Below are 19304 nucleotides of genomic sequence, written 5' to 3' on the forward strand. Positions count from 1 at the left end.
CGTCGGCAACGATGGCAGAGTACCGCGAATAGCGTCCTTTATTCATTGCATTCAAGCCATTAGGGGCTCGGCTTATGGCGTTTCAAAAGTATACACCGCCTGCCATCGGCCGCTCGATGTGGCTGAGCATGTGGGACCTGATGGCTTTGCTTTTGGTGATCGGCGCCATCGTGCTGATCGCCTACGGTGCCCGCGTGACCACGGTTCCGCTGTCGACACTTGAAGCAGCCCCGCTTTCCCTCGATCCATCCAATCTGCCGGTTTACGCGCTCCGCACCATGCTGCGCATGCTCCTGGCCATTGCCCTGTCGCTCGTCTTCACGTTCATCTATGCCGCAGCCGCCGCCAAGAGCCGCCGTGCCGAGATGGTGCTGGTTCCCATTCTCGATATTCTCCAGTCCGTGCCGATCCTCGGCTTCCTGACCTTCACCGTCACCTTCTTCCTCAACCTGTTTCCGGGCAGCGTCCTTGGCGCCGAGCTGGCATCCGTGTTTGCCATCTTCACCAGCCAGGCCTGGAACATGACGTTCAGCATGTATCAATCCATGCGCAACGAGCCGAAAGACCTGGAGGAGGCAACGCAGAGCTTCCACCTGACGGGCTGGCAGCGGTTCTGGCGGCTGGACGTTCCGTTTGCGATGCCCGGTCTTGTCTGGAACACCATGATGTCGATGTCGGGAGGCTGGTTCTTCGTCGTGGCGTCGGAGGCGATCACCGTCGGCGACACCACCGTTACCCTGCCAGGGGTTGGCTCCTACGTTGCGCTGGCCATCAAGGAGCAGAACATCATGGCAATCTTCTATGCCACGATGGCGATGCTCGCCGTCATCCTGCTCTACGATCAGTTCCTGTTCCGGCCGCTCGTGGCCTGGGCCGACAAGTTCCGTTTTGAAACAACCTCATCGGAAACGGTTCCAAGCTCCTGGATGCTGGACCTGTTTCGCCGGGCCCGGATCACACGCCTGCTCGCAGCCCCGGTCGCCTTTCTTTCCCGTCTGGTCTGGAACCTGCGTTTGCCGGCGCTGCCGACATTCGGCTCGGGCGACGCAAAGCCCGCGACGTCACGCCTTCTCGACCGGCTCTGGCTTGCCTTCATTGTTGTTGCCGCAGGCTATGCGGCCTATATCAGCATCATCTATCTCAAGGCCAATATTGCCTGGTCCGATGTGGCGACCGCCGTCGGCAACGGGTTCATCACCCTGTTGAGGGTGACCGTTCTGATGATACTCGCGACACTTGTCTGGGTGCCTGTTGGGGTGTGGATCGGACTGCGGCCAAAACTGGCACAGAAAGTCCAGCCGCTGGCCCAGTTTCTGGCGGCGTTTCCCGCCAACATCGCATTCCCGGCCTTTGTCGTGCTGATCGTGCATTTCGGTCTCAACGCCAATATCTGGCTCAGCCCGCTGATGATCCTAGGCACGCAGTGGTACATTCTCTTCAATGTCATTGCTGGGGCCAGCGCCTTTCCCAGCGATCTCAAGGAAGCGGCGAACAGCTTTCATCTCCGTGGCTGGCGCTGGTGGTTCAAGGTCATTCTCCCCGGCATTTTTCCCTATTACATCACCGGCGCGATCACGGCCTCCGGCGGAGCGTGGAATGCCAGCATCGTTGCCGAAGTGGCCAGCTGGGGTGACACGCAGCTGACGACACCGGGGCTTGGATCATACATCGCCAATGCCACCACGGCGGGCGATTTCCCGCGTGTCGTGCTTGGCATCGCCGTCATGTGCATCTTTGTAACGCTGTTCAATCGCCTGTTCTGGCGCCCGCTCTACGCCTTTGGCGAGCGGCGCCTTCGTCTCGGCTAGTGCCGGATTATCGGATCAAAGGAATGTTCAATGCTTGATCAAGCTGACAGAAACCTGCTCGTCGACATCCGCAATGTTTCCCGGTCCTTCAAAAAAGGCAGCGGCAATGATGTCATGGTGCTCGACGATGTCGACCTGAACATCAGGGAGGGCGAAATCGTCGGGCTGCTCGGCCGCTCCGGCTCGGGAAAGTCGACGCTGCTGCGGATCATCGCCGGCCTGATCGCGCCGTCCTCAGGCGAAGCAAAGTGCCGCGGCTCCGTCATCCAGGGGCCGCCCCTCGGCATTTCCATGGTGTTCCAGTCCTTTGCGCTTTTTCCCTGGCTGACAGTCCTCCAGAACGTGGAACTTGGTCTTGAAGCGCAGGATGTCGACCGGGCGGAACGGCGCAAGCGGGCGCTTGCGGCAATCGATCTCATCGGCCTGGACGGGTTCGAAAACGCCTATCCCAAGGAACTGTCCGGCGGCATGCGCCAGCGCGTCGGTTTCGCCCGGGCACTGGTGGTGCATCCCGACCTGCTGCTGATGGACGAACCCTTCTCGGCTCTTGATGTCCTCACCGCGGAGACCCTGCGCACCGACATGATCGACCTGTGGATCGAAGGGCGTCTGCCGATCAAATCGGTGCTGATCGTCACTCACAACATCGAAGAAGCAGTGCTGATGTGCGACCGTATCCTGATTTTCTCCTCCAATCCCGGACGGGTCGCGCAGGAACTCAGGGTCGATCTTCCCCATCCGCGCAATCGCCTCGATCCGGTCTTCCGGCAGCTGGTCGACAATATCTATGCCCGCATGACCCAGCGTACCGAACCTCGCCTGCCATCCGTGGAAGGTATTCCGGGTACGGGAATGGGCATGATTTTGAATCCGGTTTCGACCAATATCCTGGCTGGCCTTATGGAGTCTCTGGCGGGCGAACCGTATAACGGGCGCGCCGACCTGCCAGTTCTTGCCGGTACGCTGCAGATGGAGGCCGACGAGCTGTTTCATCTCGGCGAAGCCCTGCAGCTCCTGCGTTTTGCCCATCTGAACGAGGGCGACCTCGTCCTGACCGACGCCGGCATGCGGTTCGCCCATCTCGACACCGATGCCCGCAAGAAGGTTTTCGCGGAACACCTCGTCACCTATGTTCCGCTCATCGGCCTTATCAGACGCGTGCTCGACGAGCGGCCGACGCATACGGCTCCGGCAGCCCGTTTCCGCAACGAGCTGGAAGACTTCATGAGCGAAGACTATGCGGATGAGACATTGAAGACCGTGGTGTCCTGGGCGCGCTATGCCGAGCTGTTTGCCTATGACGAGCAGGCCGAGCTTTTCAGCCTGGAAAACCCTCAGTAAGGGCTGAGCCGCGGAAGATCGGCATTTATGGGAGCTGGGGCTGATTTGGCGGCGAACCGGCCTTCGCACGCTTCAAGATCAGTATGGCAATGAACCCGCACGCCACGACGCCGAGCATAATCGCACTCGGTGCTTCAATGCCAAACAGCGACGCAACACCAAAAAGCAGCAAGAGTCCCAGCAAAGCCAGACCGGCGGTCCGCTCGGCCCGCCATTGATACCGGCAAGCGCCCCAGAGCACCACCATGCCGACGGCAAGCGCCAGCACACCGATAATCATTGAGCTCAAGACTTCCGAAAACTCTGCCACTGCCATCCTGCCGATTGTTGATGGTGCGCTTTAAATTTCACGCGCTTCTAGTGTTTTATACTACATTACAAGTTGCGGCTTATTAAAGTCGCAGCTGCGTCAATTGCGTGGCGGACAGTACCGGGCAACCGTGACATTTGGCGCTGCTGTTTTCTGTTGTTTCATCGGCTCCAGACGCGTGTGGCGTCTACACTTGCGGCGCATTTGCATGTAGCCTCCGCAGCGATCGAAGCAATCGATCGACATCCATCACCCAGATCGAGGGAAACACTTTATGAGTGGCGTATGCACGCAAGGGGTAGATACCGGCTTTGTGGCTTTGGGCACCGCCAAGGTCGCCGTGCTGGGCGTGGTGCAGGGCATTACGGAATTGCTGCCGATATCATCAACCGCGCATATGCGGCTGGTTCCGGCACTTCTCGGCTGGCAGGATCCCGGATCGGCTTTTTCGGCGGCGATGCAGCTGGCCGCGTTGACCGCCGTCATCTGCTATTTCCGGCGCGATATCTGCGCCATAACCGGCGGATCGCTCAGCGCGATCAGGACGGGAGACTGGATGTCGCCCAAGCTGCGCATGGCTATCGGCATCGTGCTCGGTACCGTGCCGATCGTCATCGCCGGCCTGCTTCTGGCGCCGGTTCTCAATGCCTGCGACAGTCCGTTGCGGACCTTGCCGGTCATCGGCTTTTCCTGCCTCGTCATGGGTGTTCTGCTCGCAGTTGCCGAATGGGTATGCCAGCATAAACGTCCAGCGGACAGCATGCGGCTGCGCGATGCGCTCATCGTCGGCGTCGCGCAGGTTGGTGCCCTGATCCCCGGCGTTTCACGCTCCGGCTCGACCCTGACAGCGGCCCTGTTTCGCGATTTCACGCGGCAGGACGCCGCGCGCTTTTCCTTTCTGCTCGGCATTCCGGCTATCGCGCTGGCGGGCCTGCATGAACTTGTTGTTCTCGCCCGCGCTCATCTTCCCTTTGAAGGCTGGATGATCCTTCTCGTCGGTCTTGTCATCGGATCGCTGTCATCCTTCGCAGCCCTGTGGGGCTTGATGCGCATTCTGGAGCGCTTTTCAACGCTGCCCTTCATCTGCTACCGGATTGTGCTCGGCCTGGTGATCCTCTGGATCTCATACGCCTGACAGACCTTCGGTGAAAGACCGGGAAGACGGGCGATAAACAGGGCGCTGTCCTGTTTATCGCCCGGTGCGTCACGCTACATTGTCGTCGTCGGTATCGCTGTCCTGTGCATCGTCATAGGCGTCGTCGAGACGGTCCATTTCGGCGTAATCGTTCTGCGTGCCGGTGCTCTTGTCATCGTTGTAGTAGTTGTTGATGACCGTCTCGCCGGCTTGCGGCACAGTGCCGGTTCCGCCGCCCGAGCCGCCAAACAACGAATTGCCGCCCATCATGTTCTTGATGCCTTCGAACATGAGCGCGCCGCCGGCCACACCGGCTGCCGTGGTCAATGCGCCTTGCAGAAAGCCGCCGCCTTGGGCCTGTGGTTGCGGCGGTGCTGCCCAGCGTCCGGCCTGAGGTGGCTGTCCCTGCGCTGCATAAGCGTCCTGGGGCGCTGCCCCGCCGCCGCCCCACGGTCCGCTGAACCGGCCGGGAGAAGGCTGGGATGGCTGCGCGCTCTGGGAACTGCCGAAGATCGACCCCAGCAAGCCGCCCGACTGTTGTTGCGGGGGCGGCGCATTCTGCAAATCCTTCACCTGCGCTTCCAGTGCCTGGATGCGCTCGTTACATGCGTTCAGGCCATGTTCCTGGACGATGACGGCCTGAGCCAGGAGATAGGGGGCCGAGGGCTGGCTTTTGATCTGGTCCAGAATGAAGCGCTCGGCTTCGGGGTCGCGGGGCGTATCGGCCGCCTGCCTTGTACGGTCAAAGAGGCCACTGAGAAGTTTCTGTTCATCGGCATTCATTTTCACTCACCTCCTTTTAGGGGAAGCATGATCTCGATCCAGATTCATGGCATTTAGATGGCCTTAACAAAATGTAATTTTGCAGCCGTAGCGGCCTTCCCGCCAATGTTTTTAGCCACATAAATGGCTGCAGGCGCCGGAAAAGCCGAAGCGCTCCCGGTCACGCCACCTGGCGTTTTACTCCCTAGAACGAGTTTACAATCGGGCCGGTCTGCATCCGCGCGATCATCGTATGGGCGTGATAGTGCATCGCGCATTTTATCGCATAAATCTGCATCACCACCGGCGAGCGGCGGCGCTTCAACATGGCCCATATCCGTCGGCGGTAGGTGCGGCGCAGTTCCTTGTCGGGGACCTGCCGCATCAGGCGCAGAAAGATGCCGACGGCTTCGAGCATCCATTCCGCATTGAGCTTTGCAAACTGCAAGGGATGACGGCGTAGATGGCGCAGCCGCGTCTGTTCCGGTTCAATGCGTTCATCCAGATAAAGCGCATCGAGCCGGTCGAAATAGGCTTGGGGATTGTGAAGATCCTGCATGACCGCGAGATAGCCGTCGCGCAGTGCCTCGCGGCTGAGGTTGAGCGGAATGACATTGGTGCCAAAGGGTTGCTGATCCTCGGGATCAAGCCGCCCCTCCTTGAGCAACCGCGTATAGAGCGGGGTCTTCGGTATGGCCGCCAGCATGCCAACCATGGCGTTGACGATCCGCGCTTCCTTGATAAAGGCGCGCTGCGCGTCGAAAATCGAGGCATCGTCGCTGTCGAAACCGAGGATCATGCCGCACCACACTTCCATGCCTGAGCGCTGGATCGTGTGCACCTTTTCCAGCATTGTGGCGCCCTTGCGCAGATTCTGCAGCTTCTTCGTCTCCCGCAGTGCTGCCTCGTTCGGGGTTTCAATGCCGATGAAGACCACGCGAATGTTGGTATCGACCATCAATTGCATCAGTTCCGGATCATCCGCCAGATCAATGGAGGCTTCGGTCACGAAGGTCATGGGGTAATTGTGCGCGACCTGCCAAGCGATGACCTCGCGCAACACTTCCTTTATCGCCTTCTTGTTGCCGATGAGGTTGTCATCGACAATGAAGGCGGTATCCATGCCTGTCGCCAGCAATGCCTCCACTTCGGCCAGAATCTGTTGACCCGTTTTGATGCGGGGCTTGCGGCCAAAAACAACGATGATATCGCAGAATTCGCAGGTAAACGGACAGCCCCGGGAAAACTGGATGCTTCCTACCGCATAATCGTCCATTTTCAGGAGATCAAAGCGCGGCACCGGAACCGTGCTCATATCTGTCTTGTCAGCCTGCTCATACCGGCGTGAATGACGGTGTTCAGCCCATTCGGTCAGGAATTGCGGCCAGGTTTCTTCGGCTTCACCAATGAACGCCACATCAGCAAGATCGGCGAAATAATTCTCCTGGACGGTGATCCACGGGCCTCCGACCACGACAAAACAGCCCCGTCGCTTCAATTCCGTGATGATTTCCTTCATGCGGAAGCGCTGCACGATCATACCGGTAACCCCGACAATGTCGGCGCTGGCACACAGATCATAGTCGATGTCTTCCACATTCTCATCGATGAGCGTGACCGTGTGTTCGGCAGGGGTCAGGGCTGCCAACAAAGGCAGGCAGGCGACCGGAAGATTGGCTTTTGCGTCGAATATGGGCAGGGCATGTTCCAGCCCCCAGTAAGAAGCTTCAAAACGCGGATTAATCAGCACGATATGGGGCATTGCAGTCACCCTTTTTGTTTGCTGTTAAAATGCTATATGTCTGTCCCGTTCCCGCTTGCGAATGGCATGCCTGTCCTTGAGGCTGATCCCTGCGACGTCATCGCCTCGAGAAAAAACCTGTTCCCGTCTGTATACTCCCCAATATTGGCCAATGATATCTCCAACTATCGGCCAAAATATGATGCGGCGAATAGTAAATTCATTGGCGAGCTCAGCTCCGGACACCGCTCCTCTGGCGCGTGAACCAGCGGATGCTGCCGGCAACCGCAAAGGCAAGCAACGGCCATGCGGCCCAGAACGTCCCGCTCCAGGTGATAAGGTTGATGCCGACGAGGACGAACCCGACCATCGCCAGCATGGCGACGAACCGGTCAAGGCGGGTGGTCCGCACCCACAGACCGAAAGCAAGAGCAGCAAAGGCCAGGAGAGGCCATGCAGCCCAGAAATAGCCACTCCATGTGAGAAAATTGATGGCGGCAATCCCGGCGGCGACGGTTGCCAGCACACCGAACCGCCCTCTCCTGAACGGCAAAGGCTCCGGGTGTGCTTGCGTTTGGGTCCGCCGTAAATGGTCATGATGCGGCGGCTGCCCGGATTGCAGGGAGGGCTTCAGCGGACCAGATCCTCTGTCTTCTCCGATACGCACGGCATAGCTGGCTATACCGCCTTCAATGTTCTTGAGCGAAAGCTCGCCGAGATAGTCAAACCCGACGGTCAGCTTGTTGCGGACCTGATCGAAAACCGTGCTTGAAATCACGATGCCGCCGGGAGGGGCAGAGGCCTGCAACCGCGCGGCGACATTCACCCCGTCGCCATAGATATCGTCGCCTTCGGCAATGACATCCCCGAGATTGATGCCGATGCGGAAAAGCATGCGGGCGTCGTTCAAACGTTTGGCGTTATAACCGGCAAGCTCGTTCTGCACATCGATTGCCGCGCGCACCGCCTCGACGACGCTGGAAAACTCGGCAATGAGCCCATCGCCCCATGTGTTGATGACCCGGCCGGCATGCGCCTCGATCAAACGTCTCATCGCATCGCGGTACTGGTTGAGCGTATCGAGCGTCCGCTCTTCGTCCACCTGCATGAGACGGGTGTAGTCCTGAACATCCGCAGAGAAAATCGTGGTGAGCTTGCGACGCGTTTCAGACATGGTCTTCATTTTCCCGGTTCCTGGCTCTGACAAGAAATCCATCCGACGTCGGCGGAGAATATCGCGTGTCGCTGAATGTGGGAAGCACCTGCCGGGGCAGGAGAACAAATATCGAGATCTGCCGTTCGGGCAGTGCCTCACAATGAGCTTGACATAGTATTTTTATTACTAGTATATATATGACTATGAAAACAATCAAACGCTCCCCGATCGCCCTCGCAATCCTCGCCATGCTGTATGAGGCACCCATGCATCCCTACCGCATGCAACAGCTCATCAAGGAACGCGGCAAGGATGAGGTCATCAATGTCACCCAGCGCGCCAGTCTCTATCAGACGGTCAACCGGCTGGAACGGGAGGGATTGATTGCTGCGCAGGGCGTCTCCCGCGACGAGAACCGGCCCGAACGCACCGTCTATGAGCTCAGCCCGGCCGGGCGTGCAATCATGCTGCAATGGATGCGGGAAATCCTTTCCACGCCATCACAGGAATTCCCGGATTTTCCCGCGGCGATCTCGTTTCTGCCGCTCCTGACGCCCGACGATGCCCGGCAGCACCTCGAACAGCGCGCCGTCGCGCTGCAGGCGGAAATCGACCGGATCGAACAGAATTTGCGCCATGCAATCGCGATGCCGGTGCCCCGTCTCTTTCTCCTGGAAATGGAATATTTAAGCGCAACCTATGGCACGCAGCTTGTTTGGGTACGCGCCATCACCGCCGACCTTCAGTCCGGCAAACTGACCTGGAGCGAAGCCTGGCTTCGCCAGATTGCAATGGAACTTTCCCAGCCCAGCGAACACACGTCTTCCTAGCGAAAGGCCAAGACCATGAAAACCAATACCTTGCAGGTGATCATCATCGGCGCGGGGACCGGAGGACTTTGCCTTGCGCATGGTCTCAAGCGGGCCGGCATCGATGTCCGGGTGTACGAACGCGACCGCACGCGACGCGATGGCCTGCATGGCTATCGCGTCGGCATCAGCCCTGCGGGAAGCCAGGCGCTCAAAAGCTGCCTGCCGCCGCCGCTCTTTGATCTCTTTGTTGCCACCTGCGCGCGGGCACCGCGCCATTTCAACATGCTGACGGAAAACATGTCCGAGCTGATATCCATGCCGGTACCAGGCAGCGATGATCCGGTCGACAGCGAAAAATCGGTCAGCCGCATGACGCTGCGCCAAGTCCTGCTCACCGGGCTCGAGGACTGTGTCGTGTTCGACAAGATACTCTCAAGCTACCGGAACAATGAAGACGGCACGGTCACCGTCGTCTTCGATGACGGTTCAACGGATACGGGCGATGTGCTGGTCGGTGCAGACGGTGCCAACTCACGCGTTCGCAAGCAACGCCTGCCCGAGGCACGCATGGAGGATACGGGCATCGTCTCCATCGGCGGCAAGGCCGCGCTCACACCCGAAACCAGAGCGCTTCTTCCCGACAAGGTTTTTCACGGCATATCGATGATCATGGCACCGAAGGGCTATGGCGCCATTCTTCACGTCATGGAGTTCAAATGGGACAATGACGGCGTGAAGCACGGGGTCGGCGGCAATGAGGCCGATCTGATTGCCGAATGGCCAGGACTGCTTTTCGACAACACCCGCGATTACATCATGTGGGGTGTCTGGGGCGCGCGCAAGAATCTGCCGGAGGATCCCGCGTCCCTTCCCGGCCCCGACCTTGCCAGGATCGCCGCGAAGATGACCCGGAACTGGCATCCCGACCTGCGCCGCCTGATCGCGCTTTCCGATCCAACCACCATCTTTCGCGTCAATATCCGCACGTCGGTTCCGGCCTCCCCATGGCAGTCGTCGAACGTGACGCTGCTCGGCGATGCCATACACACCATGACGCCCGGACGCGGCGTTGGCGCCAATACCGCCATGCGGGATGCAGCCCTGTTGTGCAAGCGGCTCACCGAGGTGCGCGACGGCGGCAAGCCGCTGGTGGAAGCCCTGCACGCCTACGAAGCCGAAATGCTGGAATACAGCGCGCGGGCAGTGCTCGAGTCACGCAAGCAGATGGACGCAAACAGCCTCAGCCACAGGCCCGTGCTCGGCCGCATCCAACTGGCGGTCATGCGCGGCGCACTGCGCATCATCAATGCCGTCCCGGCTCTCAAGCGCCGCATGACTGACTCCGAAACCCGCCTGCGCAAAATCGACAACAAGCATGAATTTGCGGCTTAGACGGGGTCGCTTGCCGGGGATGGAGGCCAGCGTTTCAGCGCATCCATTCCTGCCTGCGTCAGGGCATAGACGCCCCTGTCGACGCGCTCGAACCATCCGTAGACATTGCCGCGCAGTATCTGCGGAGCATTGGGGGCAACGTCGCGCAGATCGCGTGGCCGCAGATGGCCGCGCTGCAGCGCCTCGGCACAGGCAAGCGCCTGCTGGCGGTAGGCCGTCATGATCGGCGTGCGGGAACCGCCGCCCGATGTCGGATCGCCCTTGCGGCGCCGGTGCTCCGCGACCAGCCGAGAGCGCTTGCGCGCATTGTTTCGCGGCATCGGCGCGGCCGGGCTGACAATGATGCTGACCACACCGCCATCCGACACACCCAGCATGCCGAAACCCAGCCGGCGGCAGAGGTCGCGGAACCGGCGGTCGCTTTCGCGTCCCTTGCCCCGCGCTGAAATGCGCGCCGCAAGCCAGACTTCATCGCTGAGAGCCGCCCGGTCGACCGCCTGCAGGAGGAGTTCGAGATTGAAACTGAGCTTGAGTTCGCAGATGACCACTAAAGGCGGCTCACCATCGCTCAGCGCGACGATGTCACAACCGACGATCTCACCTTTGACGCTGTAACCAGCCTCCTCAAGAAATCCTTTGATCGGGAGATAGAGCGCTGTCTCCAAGGTGCATCCTTTGCCATACATGCCATCCCCTCGCGTTCGCAAAGCGAATGTGAGAGGCGGGTGCCGCCCTATAGCATTTGAGCGGGCAAAGCGGAAAGGGTCAGAAGACGGCAAGCTCCGTTTCCGGATCGAACAGGTGCACGTTCCCCGGCGCGATAAAGAGTTCTGTCTCGCGGCCCCGGCTCACCCCCGGCCTGCCGCTATGGGCGGCCACCACCTGCTGGGAGGCGATGGATGCCGTCACGAATGTCATGCTCCCCGTCGACTCCACCGCTTCCACGACGACCTTGATCGCCAGATCGCCGGTTTCGCGGGTGAAGGCAAGATGCTCCGGACGCAGGCCGGCCAGCAAACGCCGGCCGGGGGCCAGCGCGCGACCGAGCATGAGCGATTGAGCCTGATCCTTCTCCAGCATCAGTCTGTTGCCATCGGGCCCAACCGTGACCGGAATGAAATTCATGGCGGGCGATCCGATAAATCCGGCAACGAACCTGTTGGCGGGCCGGTCGTAAAGATCGAGCGGGCTGCCCTGCTGCTCAACCACTCCGGCGCGCATGACAACGATGTGGTCGGCCATGGTCATGGCCTCGACCTGATCATGCGTCACGTAAACCGATGTCGCCTGCAAGCGTTCATGCAGCTTGCGGATCTCGCTGCGCATATGCACCCGCAGCGCTGCATCGAGATTAGAAAGAGGTTCGTCGAAGAGAAACACCTTGGGGTTGCGCACGATGGCACGCCCCATGGCGACGCGCTGGCGCTGGCCGCCGGACAGGGCTTTCGGCAGCCGGTCAAGCAGGGCGCCAAGACCCAGCGTTTGCGCGGCGGCACGCGTGCGCTCGGCAATCTCCTGCTTCGGGCGCCGCTTCAGGCGCATCGAATAGTTCATGTTGTGCTCGACATCCATATGCGGATAGAGCGCATAGGACTGGAACACCATCGCCACGTCCCGCTCGCGCGGCGGCTTGTGCACGACACTTTCCCCGGCGATGCGCAGATCGCCGGAACTAGTCTTTTCGAGGCCAGCGAGGGTGCGCAGCAATGTCGACTTGCCGCAGCCAGACGGCCCCACCAGTGCAACGAAAGCGCCTTGTTCGATGGCGATGTTGATGTCCTTCAGCGCGTGAAACCCGCCATAATGCTTGTTCAGGTGGTCGATTTCGATCTGAAACATGGTTCACCTCATTTCAGCGCGCCGGCGGTAAGACCGCTGACGATGCGCCGTTGCAGCAGCATGAATACGAAAAGGATGGGCGTGACGTAGATGGCGGCATAGGTCATGATCCCGTTCCAGTCGCTAGCGTCGGGACCCATGAAGGTCTGCAGGCCGACCGTCGCCACCTGCAGCTCGTTCCTGGCAATCAGGGACCGGGCGTAGACATATTCACCGAAGGATTGCAGAAAGATCAGCACAGACGTGACGAGAATGCCGTTGCGCGCCAAAGGCAGCATGATGTTGAAGAATGCGCCGATGCGCGACGAACCATCGACAAGCGCAGCGTCTTCCAGCTCGCGCGGCACCTGCACGAAGGTAGCCCGGCACAGCACGATATAGAGCGGCAGCATCTTAGCCGTCTGCGCCAGAATGACCGCCACGCGCGGGCTGGCCAAAAGGCCGATCTGATTGAACATGACGAAGATCGGCGTCACCATCAGCGAGGACGGCAGCACCTGCATCATCAGGATAGCGAAGAGGGCCATGTCCATCCAGATATTGCGGACACGCGAGAGAACATATGCGCATCCCGTCCCCATGAACGTGACGAGAATGGTGACCCCAACCGCGATCAGCAGCGAATTCCAGATATAGCGCCCCATGCCCCGGCTCTGCCAAACCTCGGCAAAACTCCACTGGGGATTTATCGGCCAGAATGTTGGCGGATATTGAAAGATCTCGGAGCTGCCTTTGAAGGCGGTGAGATACATCCAGTACAACGGGAACAGGTAGATCGCCGTCATCACCAGACCGATGGCGAGGAGAATATAACGTTTCATCGGCGCTCTCCTCAGTAACTGTGTTCGTGACGCGTGGAGCGGACATAGACGGCGGCAACGACAATGACGAAAAGGATCATCATCACCGAGACCGCGCTGCCCAGCGATATTTCATAGGTCTGGAAGGACAATTGCCACGACCAGTATTGCGCGACGTTGGAACTGTCGGCCGGACCGCCCTGCGTCAGGGCCGCAATGAGATCGAACTGCTGCAGGGTGAAGATCACACCGAGCGAAATGACCGCGCCGAGCTGCGCCCGCATCAGGGGCAGCGTGATCGACCGGAAGCGTTCGAAGGGTCCCGCGCCGTCGAGTTCGGCAGCCTCGTAGACATCGCGCGGAATGGCGGCAAGGCCAACGGAGAGCAGGATCATGTTGAAGGGGATGCCGAGCCACACATTGGCAATGATCACCGCGTAAAGCGCGACATCCGGGTCGGACAGCCAGAAGACACGCTCACCGGCAATGCCAAGCGACATCAGCACATAGTTGATGACACCGAAATCCCCGGCGAACAGCCATTTCCAAATCGCCCCGACCACCAGAGCCGGCATGATCCAACCGGCCAGGAACAACCCGCGCAGATAGGTGGCTCCCGGGAAATCCTGCTGGAAAAACAGCGCAAGGCCGAAACCGATCGACAGCTGGAAGACGATCGACAGGACGACGAACTTGACGGTGTTCCACAGCACCGCCATCGCAATGGGTTGAGATATCACGTCATAATAGTTCTGCAGGCCGACAAAGGGGCGGTTGAACGAGGTGATCGTGAACATGTCCACCGTCTGCAGCGACATGATGATGTTGTAGAGAATGGGAAATGCCGAAAACGCGATCAGATAAGCCAATGCCAGACCGAGCAGCAGGATATCAAAGCCGCTCCCGTCCCTGATGGTCCTGATAATGCCCTGCATAGTGCCCTCCCGCCCCATGTGGATTGTTGGCCTGTCCCCGCATAACGAATGCGAGGACAGGATTTGATCTACTTTTTCAGAACCACGTCGATCTGCTTCTGCGCCGCTGCCAAGGCCGTTTTCGGGTCGCTCTTGCGGGTGAGCGACGACTGTATGGCCGTGTAGATGGCCTTGGAGATTTTCGGCCATTCCGGATGCGGACCGCGGTTGCGCGCATATTTCATGCTTTCCTCGAAGACAGCGTAGATGGCCGGTATTTTAGGGTTGTTGGACTGAATCCTCGCGGCGGGCAGAAAGCCGAAGCGGTTCCAGACATCCGGCATCTTGCCGTAGAGAAATTCCAGCAGGATGAAGGCTTCCTTCGGGTGCTTGCTGTTGGCGAGAATGACATTGTCGCCCTCGCCCAGGGCGGAAGCCCGGGTTGCGCCCTCATGCGGAACCGGCAGCAGCGCGGCGCGGAAATCGAACTTTGCTTCCTTGCTCATGCGCGGCAGCTCCCATGGTCCGGAGATCGCCATGGCCGCATTTCCGGCATTGAAGGTGCCGGTCGAGTCATATTGCCCGCGGATGAGCGTATCGGGCGAGGCCAGCTTCTCATCGAGCAGTTTGCTCCAGAACTGCAGCACTTTCACACCACCATCCGTATCCACCTTATTGTAGTCACCGCCCGCCATTTGCAGCCACGGCAGAAACTGGAACGTTCCCTCTTCGGTTGCCACGGCGGAAAAGGCCATTCCATAAATGTTCTTTGCCGGATCGTTCAGCGTCTTGGCAGCGGCATAAAGCTCATCCCAAGTCCTGGGCGGCTTGTCGGGATCGAGCCCCTTCGCCTTGAACATGTCTGCGTTGTAGTAGAGCGCCAGCGTGTTGGCGCCGCGCGGAACACCATAGATCTTGCCATCCCATGTCACCGAGGAAAGCGGGCCCGGAAAAATATCGACCTTCCTGATCACCTTCGATTCCGCGAGCATCGGCGAGAGATCAAGAAGTAGTCCGCGCGAGGCGAAGAGCGCCACTTCGGGATTGTCGATATAGGTGACATCGGGCGATTCACCGGTTGCGGTGGCGCGGGCAAGGTCGTTGACCATGTCGCGGAATTGCACGGTTTTGACATTCAGCTTGATGTCCGGGTGCGCCTGCTCGAACTCGTCCTTCAGAAGATAGATATACTGATCCGGCCGGTCGATGGTCCAGATATCAAGCGTCACCGGCTCGGCATGCGCAGCCGTGCCCGACAGCATCAGTGCGGCAGCGGCAATCCAATGCGAAATGCTCTTCATAGGTTTCCTCCTCGTGTTACTCGACACCGGTATTGCGCTTCTTGGCGGCGCGTCTTTCCTGGTCGGATCTGATCTCCATCATCACCGGAACTCCCGTCCGGCAGCGGGCCCGCTCGGGGAAATCAGGGATTGGCGACGAAATCACCGCCACGGCTGTGTTTCAGATAATTCAGGGAATGCACCTGCCCGGTCATTTCCAGATCATTGCGATAGACCGGATCGTGCCAGCCCTCGATATCGATTGATCCCGACCAGCCGGCGAGGCGCAGTTCCGATATGACATCGGTCCAGTTGGTATCGCCAAATCCCGGCGAGCGCATGAACACGAACTTCTCCTTGCCGAAAATCCCATGCTCGCGGATAACCTCCCAGCGGATCGTGGCATCCTTGCCGTGAACGTGGAAAATCTTGGGCGCCCATTTGCGGATCTGCGGCAAGGGATCGATGAGATAGACCATCTGGTGACAGGGCTCCCATTCGAGCCCGAGATTATCGGCCGGCACTTCGTTGAAGATCATTTCCCAGGCATCCGGCGTATGGGCGATATTCCAGTCGCCGGTTGCCCAGTTGCCGTCCATGGCACAGTTCTCAAAGGCAAGCTTGACGCCCTTGTCGGCGGCCCGCCGCGAAAGTTCGCCCCAGACCTTCTTGAACTGGGGCAGACTGTCTTCAATCCGCTTGCCGCGCACGCGGCCGGTGAACCCGGCAATGGTGCCGGCGCCGAAGAGATGGGCATTGTCGATCAATGCCTCCCAGCCTTTCAGCGTCTCACGATCGATCTCCGTGTCCTCAAGCGGATTGCCGAACATGCCGAGGGTCGAGATCGTCACATCCGCGTCGCCGATGGCGTCTTTCAACTGCGCCGCGAGCATCGGCAGGTCCTTGTTCATCACCTGCCAGAAGAATGGCTCGATGCTCTCGAAGCCATGCGGCAGGATGGCTTTGACATAGGCGGCGGGATCAGGCGCATTGCCTCTGATCATGGTGCCGATACGGATCGATTGTGCCGGGTTGCTCATTCCGAATTCCTTCAGATCGTGATTTCAATACGCCGTCCGGTTTCGGCGCTTTGGATCGCACCGAACACCATGGCAAGGCTTTTGATATTTTCGGTCCCGGCCGTTTCCGGCGCGTCACCGCCCCGGCTTGCCGCGATGAAATCCTGCATGACTCCGAGGTGACCGCCGATGCGGTGGGACGCATCAAGGGGAGGTATCTCGACGGCGGTCACCCCGGAGAACAGGCCATCCTTGCCGGCGGTGACGGCTTCGGCCCGTATGTCGTCGTGCCCGTCCCAGACAATCGTTCCCTTGCTGCCGACGATGCGCCAGCTGCTTTCCCAGCTGGTCCGCAGACCATCGGCGCACCAGCTGCCGCGGTAGGTGAAGACGGCACCATTGCTGAATTCGAAGATCGCGGCGGCAGAAGAACCCTGACTGTACCAGGAATTGCTTGGCTCCCACTCCCGGGCATAAACCGCGCTGGCAGCGTCCCCGGCGAGAAAGCGCGCCGCATCGAACGTGTGGATCGCCATGTCCAGAAACAGCACATGGCGCATCTCCTCGCGAAATCCGCCGAAATGCGGCCCGAGAAAGAAATCACAATGCAGGCTGGTCACATCACCAATGGCTCCAGAGGCAACGAGCTGACGGATGCGGCGGATCTGGGCGAGATAACGCCTGTTCTGCACAACCGCATGAATACGTCCTGCCCCACGTGCACGCCATACGAGATCCCGCGCCTCGTCCATGGTTTCAGCCATCGGCTTCTCCGACAGCACGTGACAACCCGCGTCAAGCCCGGCGGCCACGGTCGCATGGCGGGCGGCCGGAACGACGACGTCGAACAGGAGATCAGGGCTGGTCTTTGCCAGAACGGCGGAAAGACTGTCTGAGGCGATTGCCGCGCCGAGACCAAATTCTGCGATGCGCGCCTCCGCGCGCTCTTTCGCCAGGTCGACAACACCGACAATATCGATATCGCCAATGGTCCGGGCTGCCTCAAACCATGCTTTGCTCATGGCTCCGCAGCCGACTAAAACGGCACGCTGCATTGTCTCTCCTCCCCACGAAATTCACCAGAAACCGGCTAAATCGGTTGCAAATGCCTTCCGTAAACGTTTACGATTTCATATCGGCGAATTATTTTTGTCAATCCCCCTTTCGGTGTTTTAAGAATGAAAGGGCATCAGCGCCGAGTCGCACAGGGAGAAAAAGCGTGAGCATCCGGGACCTTGCCCGCCATCTCGATATTTCGATCGGAACAGTTTCCCGTGCCCTCAACGGGAAGGCTGACGTCAATCAAGAGACGCGCGAGCGCGTGCTTGAGGCGGCCAAGCAACTTGGCTATGTGCCGAACCAGTCCGGCCGCAGTCTCCGACAGGGCACCACCAACACGATCGGCTTCATGATTGAATCAACCATCGAGACGGTCGACACCGGCGGCAGCTTCTTCATGCCCGTCTTCGAAGGCGTTCAGTCGGTGTTCCGGCGCCATCACCTCGACCTCGTTGCACTTCTGTGCGGCACCGACGAAGAGCCTGCCGCCTATCTCAACCGCGTGGTTGCGCGTCGCTTTGTCGACGGGCTGATCATATCGGCAACCACACGTCACGATCCCCGCATTGATTTCCTGCTGGAGCGAAAAATTCCCTTCATCACGCTGGGCCGCAGCGAAACAGCGGGCAATTACCCGTGGATTGACCTCGATTTCGAAGGCGTTGCAACGGCAGCGGTCAGGCGGCTTACCGGGCTGGGTCACAGCCGCATTGCCATTGCCGTACCGGCCAGCGACATCAACCTCGGCTACATCTTTCTCGATGCCTACAAACAGGCCCTCGCCGCCTGCGGCATAGCGTTTGATCCGGACTATGTGTTCCGGTCCCATGCCAACGAGGAAGGCGGCTACCAGATTGCAAGTGCCGTCCTTGCCCAGGGGCGAATGCCGACAGCCATCATCCTCGTCAATGAAAACATGGCCCTCGGACTGTACCGACGCTTCTACGAGTCCGATATTCACCCGGGCCGCGACATCGCCGTCATCGGTTTCCGCGAGAGCACCCAAAGCCGGTTTCTGTCGCCCACGCTGACCTGTTTCAGGATTTCCCTGCGCGATCTTGGCATCAAGCTGGCGGAATCCCTGCTTTCAACCATGCCCGCTTATGAAGACCATTATCCGCAGGAAAGGGTGCAGCTCGTCTGGCCGCTGCAACTGATCCCCGGCGAGAGCGACAGGCACCAGCCCGTCAATTGACGCCGGTGATCATCGACACGATCTCGTTCTTGTCCGTCTCGGACGTCTTGCGAATGCCAATCTGCTTCCCGCGCCGCAAAACACAGATACGGTCGGAGAGCTTGAAGACCTGGTCCAGACTGTGGCTGATGATCAGCACACCGATGTTGCGGGTTTTCAAGGATTGCACGATGGCTTCGACCTTGGCCGTTTCGGCCACGCCCAGCGCCGCCGTTGGCTCGTCCAGCAGGATCAGCTTGCTCGCCCAATGGGTTGCCCGCGCGATCGCCACCCCTTGACGCTGCCCGCCGGACAAATCCCGGATCGTGGCATGGGCCGAAGGTATCCGCACATCCAGCTCCTGGACCAGCTTTTCAGTATCGCTGATCATCTTGCCGCGATCGAGCAGACCGAAGCGGTTGACCGGCTCGCGGCCAAGGAACATGTTCATGTAAACGGTCTGCTGGTCGGCGAGCGCCAGATCCTGGTACACGACTTCAATGCCATGGGCGCGCGCCATGCTGGCGCTCGCCATCGTCACTGTTTCACCCTCGATTGTGATCGTGCCGGCGGATGGGGCGTATACGCCTGAGATGATCTTGATCAGCGTGGATTTTCCCGCCCCGTTGTCGCCGACAAGAGCAACGATTTCACCGGGGAAGATGTCCAGCGAGAAATTTTCGATGGCCGTCACGGCATCGAAATTCTTGCGGATGTCGGTCAGTTTGAGAACAGGTGACACGTCGGTGACAGTCATTCGAT

General features: G+C 59.5%; 18 protein-coding genes. 6 read left to right on the forward strand and 12 right to left on the reverse strand.

Going from position 1 to position 19304, the window contains the following annotated elements; all coding sequences use genetic code 11:
- Positions 1–74 precede the first annotated feature (74 nt).
- Together ACP7B1_RS15355 and ACP7B1_RS15360 are read left to right on the forward strand one after the other, a co-directional pair.
- Complete coding sequence (locus tag ACP7B1_RS15355; RefSeq protein ID WP_346306449.1) at positions 75–1808, forward strand: ABC transporter permease; 1734 nt, start codon at positions 75–77, stop codon at positions 1806–1808.
- Between the two features lie 30 nt (positions 1809–1838).
- A complete protein-coding gene (locus ACP7B1_RS15360) occupies positions 1839–3149 on the forward strand; it encodes an AAA-associated domain-containing protein (RefSeq protein WP_403184483.1) in 1311 nt (436 codons plus the stop codon).
- Between the two features lie 25 nt (positions 3150–3174).
- On the opposite strand, the gene ACP7B1_RS15365 is transcribed toward ACP7B1_RS15360, so the two are convergent.
- Positions 3175–3459 (reverse strand): hypothetical protein, encoded by a 285-nt coding sequence (locus tag ACP7B1_RS15365; protein ID WP_346306447.1) that lies wholly within the window; start codon positions 3457–3459, stop codon positions 3175–3177.
- 274 nt (positions 3460–3733) lie between these two features.
- Here ACP7B1_RS15365 and ACP7B1_RS15370 point away from each other — a divergent pair, with 274 nt between their 5' ends.
- Positions 3734–4594, forward strand: coding sequence for an undecaprenyl-diphosphate phosphatase (locus tag ACP7B1_RS15370; protein WP_346306446.1), 861 nt, complete (start codon positions 3734–3736; stop codon positions 4592–4594).
- 69 nt (positions 4595–4663) lie between these two features.
- On the opposite strand, the gene ACP7B1_RS15375 is transcribed toward ACP7B1_RS15370, so the two are convergent.
- The 3 genes from ACP7B1_RS15375 to ACP7B1_RS15385 all read right to left on the reverse strand — a co-directional run bounded on the left by ACP7B1_RS15375 (position 4664) and on the right by ACP7B1_RS15385 (position 8271).
- Positions 4664–5377 carry a DUF2076 domain-containing protein gene (locus ACP7B1_RS15375; protein WP_346306445.1) on the reverse strand — a complete coding sequence of 238 codons (714 nt, stop codon included), beginning with the start codon at positions 5375–5377 and terminating at the stop codon, positions 4664–4666.
- Between the two features lie 184 nt (positions 5378–5561).
- Positions 5562–7118 (reverse strand): DUF4070 domain-containing protein, encoded by a 1557-nt coding sequence (locus tag ACP7B1_RS15380; protein WP_346306444.1) that lies wholly within the window; start codon positions 7116–7118, stop codon positions 5562–5564.
- A 211-nt stretch (positions 7119–7329) separates the two neighbouring features.
- A complete protein-coding gene (locus tag ACP7B1_RS15385; protein WP_346306443.1) occupies positions 7330–8271 on the reverse strand; it encodes an adenylate/guanylate cyclase domain-containing protein in 942 nt (313 codons plus the stop codon).
- A gap of 185 nt (positions 8272–8456) precedes the next feature.
- Between ACP7B1_RS15385 and ACP7B1_RS15390 the strand changes: the two genes are divergently transcribed.
- A complete protein-coding gene (locus tag ACP7B1_RS15390) occupies positions 8457–9083 on the forward strand; it encodes a PadR family transcriptional regulator (RefSeq protein ID WP_346306453.1) in 627 nt (208 codons plus the stop codon).
- 15 nt (positions 9084–9098) lie between these two features.
- Positions 9099–10457, forward strand: a complete 1359-nt coding sequence (locus ACP7B1_RS15395) for an FAD-dependent oxidoreductase (protein ID WP_346306442.1) — start codon at positions 9099–9101, stop codon at positions 10455–10457.
- On the opposite strand, the gene ACP7B1_RS15400 is transcribed toward ACP7B1_RS15395, so the two are convergent.
- The 7 genes from ACP7B1_RS15400 to ACP7B1_RS15430 all read right to left on the reverse strand — a co-directional run bounded on the left by ACP7B1_RS15400 (position 10454) and on the right by ACP7B1_RS15430 (position 17364).
- Positions 10454–11122: a DUF2161 domain-containing phosphodiesterase gene (locus tag ACP7B1_RS15400; RefSeq protein ID WP_346306452.1), complete on the reverse strand. Its 669-nt coding sequence runs from the start codon at positions 11120–11122 to the stop codon at positions 10454–10456. The two genes, ACP7B1_RS15395 and ACP7B1_RS15400, sit on opposite strands and share 4 nt — an antisense overlap.
- 100 nt (positions 11123–11222) lie before the next feature.
- Complete coding sequence (locus ACP7B1_RS15405; RefSeq protein ID WP_346306441.1) at positions 11223–12296, reverse strand: ABC transporter ATP-binding protein; 1074 nt, start codon at positions 12294–12296, stop codon at positions 11223–11225.
- Between the two features lie 8 nt (positions 12297–12304).
- Complete coding sequence (locus ACP7B1_RS15410; RefSeq protein WP_346306440.1) at positions 12305–13117, reverse strand: carbohydrate ABC transporter permease; 813 nt, start codon at positions 13115–13117, stop codon at positions 12305–12307.
- Between the two features lie 11 nt (positions 13118–13128).
- A complete protein-coding gene (locus tag ACP7B1_RS15415) occupies positions 13129–14031 on the reverse strand; it encodes a carbohydrate ABC transporter permease (protein ID WP_223615241.1) in 903 nt (300 codons plus the stop codon).
- A gap of 68 nt (positions 14032–14099) precedes the next feature.
- Positions 14100–15311 carry an ABC transporter substrate-binding protein gene (locus tag ACP7B1_RS15420; protein WP_403184469.1) on the reverse strand — a complete coding sequence of 404 codons (1212 nt, stop codon included), beginning with the start codon at positions 15309–15311 and terminating at the stop codon, positions 14100–14102.
- Between the two features lie 122 nt (positions 15312–15433).
- Positions 15434–16330, reverse strand: coding sequence for a sugar phosphate isomerase/epimerase (locus ACP7B1_RS15425; protein WP_346306438.1), 897 nt, complete (start codon positions 16328–16330; stop codon positions 15434–15436).
- An 11-nt stretch (positions 16331–16341) separates the two neighbouring features.
- On the reverse strand, positions 16342–17364 hold the full coding sequence (locus ACP7B1_RS15430; protein ID WP_346306437.1) for a Gfo/Idh/MocA family oxidoreductase: 1023 nt from the start codon (positions 17362–17364) through the stop codon (positions 16342–16344).
- Positions 17365–17528: 164 nt separating this feature from the next.
- On the opposite strand from ACP7B1_RS15430, the gene ACP7B1_RS15435 reads away from it, so the two are divergent.
- Positions 17529–18563, forward strand: coding sequence for a LacI family DNA-binding transcriptional regulator (locus ACP7B1_RS15435; RefSeq protein WP_346306436.1), 1035 nt, complete (start codon positions 17529–17531; stop codon positions 18561–18563).
- Here ACP7B1_RS15435 and ACP7B1_RS15440 read toward each other — a convergent pair.
- Positions 18556–19299, reverse strand: coding sequence for an ATP-binding cassette domain-containing protein (locus ACP7B1_RS15440; protein WP_223615246.1), 744 nt, complete (start codon positions 19297–19299; stop codon positions 18556–18558). The two genes, ACP7B1_RS15435 and ACP7B1_RS15440, sit on opposite strands and share 8 nt — an antisense overlap.
- Positions 19300–19304 lie beyond the last annotated feature (5 nt).

This window comes from Phyllobacterium sp. SL163 (assembly GCF_049896885.1).
Taxonomy (GTDB): Bacteria; Pseudomonadota; Alphaproteobacteria; order Rhizobiales; family Rhizobiaceae; genus Phyllobacterium; species Phyllobacterium calauticae.

Bases quoted from the DNA above. Each gene is read 5' to 3' on its own strand.
- ACP7B1_RS15410 (WP_346306440.1), bottom strand. From the start codon at position 13,117: ATGAAACGTTATATTCTCCTCGCCATCGGTCTGGTGATGACGGCGATC.
- ACP7B1_RS15375 (WP_346306445.1), bottom strand. From the start codon at position 5,377: ATGAATGCCGATGAACAGAAACTTCTCAGTGGCCTCTTTGACCGTACA.
- ACP7B1_RS15440 (WP_223615246.1), bottom strand. From the start codon at position 19,299: ATGACTGTCACCGACGTGTCACCTGTTCTCAAACTGACCGACATCCGC.
- ACP7B1_RS15405 (WP_346306441.1), bottom strand. From the start codon at position 12,296: ATGTTTCAGATCGAAATCGACCACCTGAACAAGCATTATGGCGGGTTT.
- ACP7B1_RS15380 (WP_346306444.1), bottom strand. From the start codon at position 7,118: ATGCCCCATATCGTGCTGATTAATCCGCGTTTTGAAGCTTCTTACTGG.
- ACP7B1_RS15355 (WP_346306449.1), top strand. From the start codon at position 75: ATGGCGTTTCAAAAGTATACACCGCCTGCCATCGGCCGCTCGATGTGG.
- ACP7B1_RS15370 (WP_346306446.1), top strand. From the start codon at position 3,734: ATGAGTGGCGTATGCACGCAAGGGGTAGATACCGGCTTTGTGGCTTTG.
- ACP7B1_RS15425 (WP_346306438.1), bottom strand. From the start codon at position 16,330: ATGAGCAACCCGGCACAATCGATCCGTATCGGCACCATGATCAGAGGC.
- ACP7B1_RS15395 (WP_346306442.1), top strand. From the start codon at position 9,099: ATGAAAACCAATACCTTGCAGGTGATCATCATCGGCGCGGGGACCGGA.
- ACP7B1_RS15390 (WP_346306453.1), top strand. From the start codon at position 8,457: ATGAAAACAATCAAACGCTCCCCGATCGCCCTCGCAATCCTCGCCATG.
- ACP7B1_RS15415 (WP_223615241.1), bottom strand. From the start codon at position 14,031: ATGCAGGGCATTATCAGGACCATCAGGGACGGGAGCGGCTTTGATATC.
- ACP7B1_RS15430 (WP_346306437.1), bottom strand. From the start codon at position 17,364: ATGCAGCGTGCCGTTTTAGTCGGCTGCGGAGCCATGAGCAAAGCATGG.
- ACP7B1_RS15385 (WP_346306443.1), bottom strand. From the start codon at position 8,271: ATGTCTGAAACGCGTCGCAAGCTCACCACGATTTTCTCTGCGGATGTT.
- ACP7B1_RS15420 (WP_403184469.1), bottom strand. From the start codon at position 15,311: ATGAAGAGCATTTCGCATTGGATTGCCGCTGCCGCACTGATGCTGTCG.
- ACP7B1_RS15360 (WP_403184483.1), top strand. From the start codon at position 1,839: ATGCTTGATCAAGCTGACAGAAACCTGCTCGTCGACATCCGCAATGTT.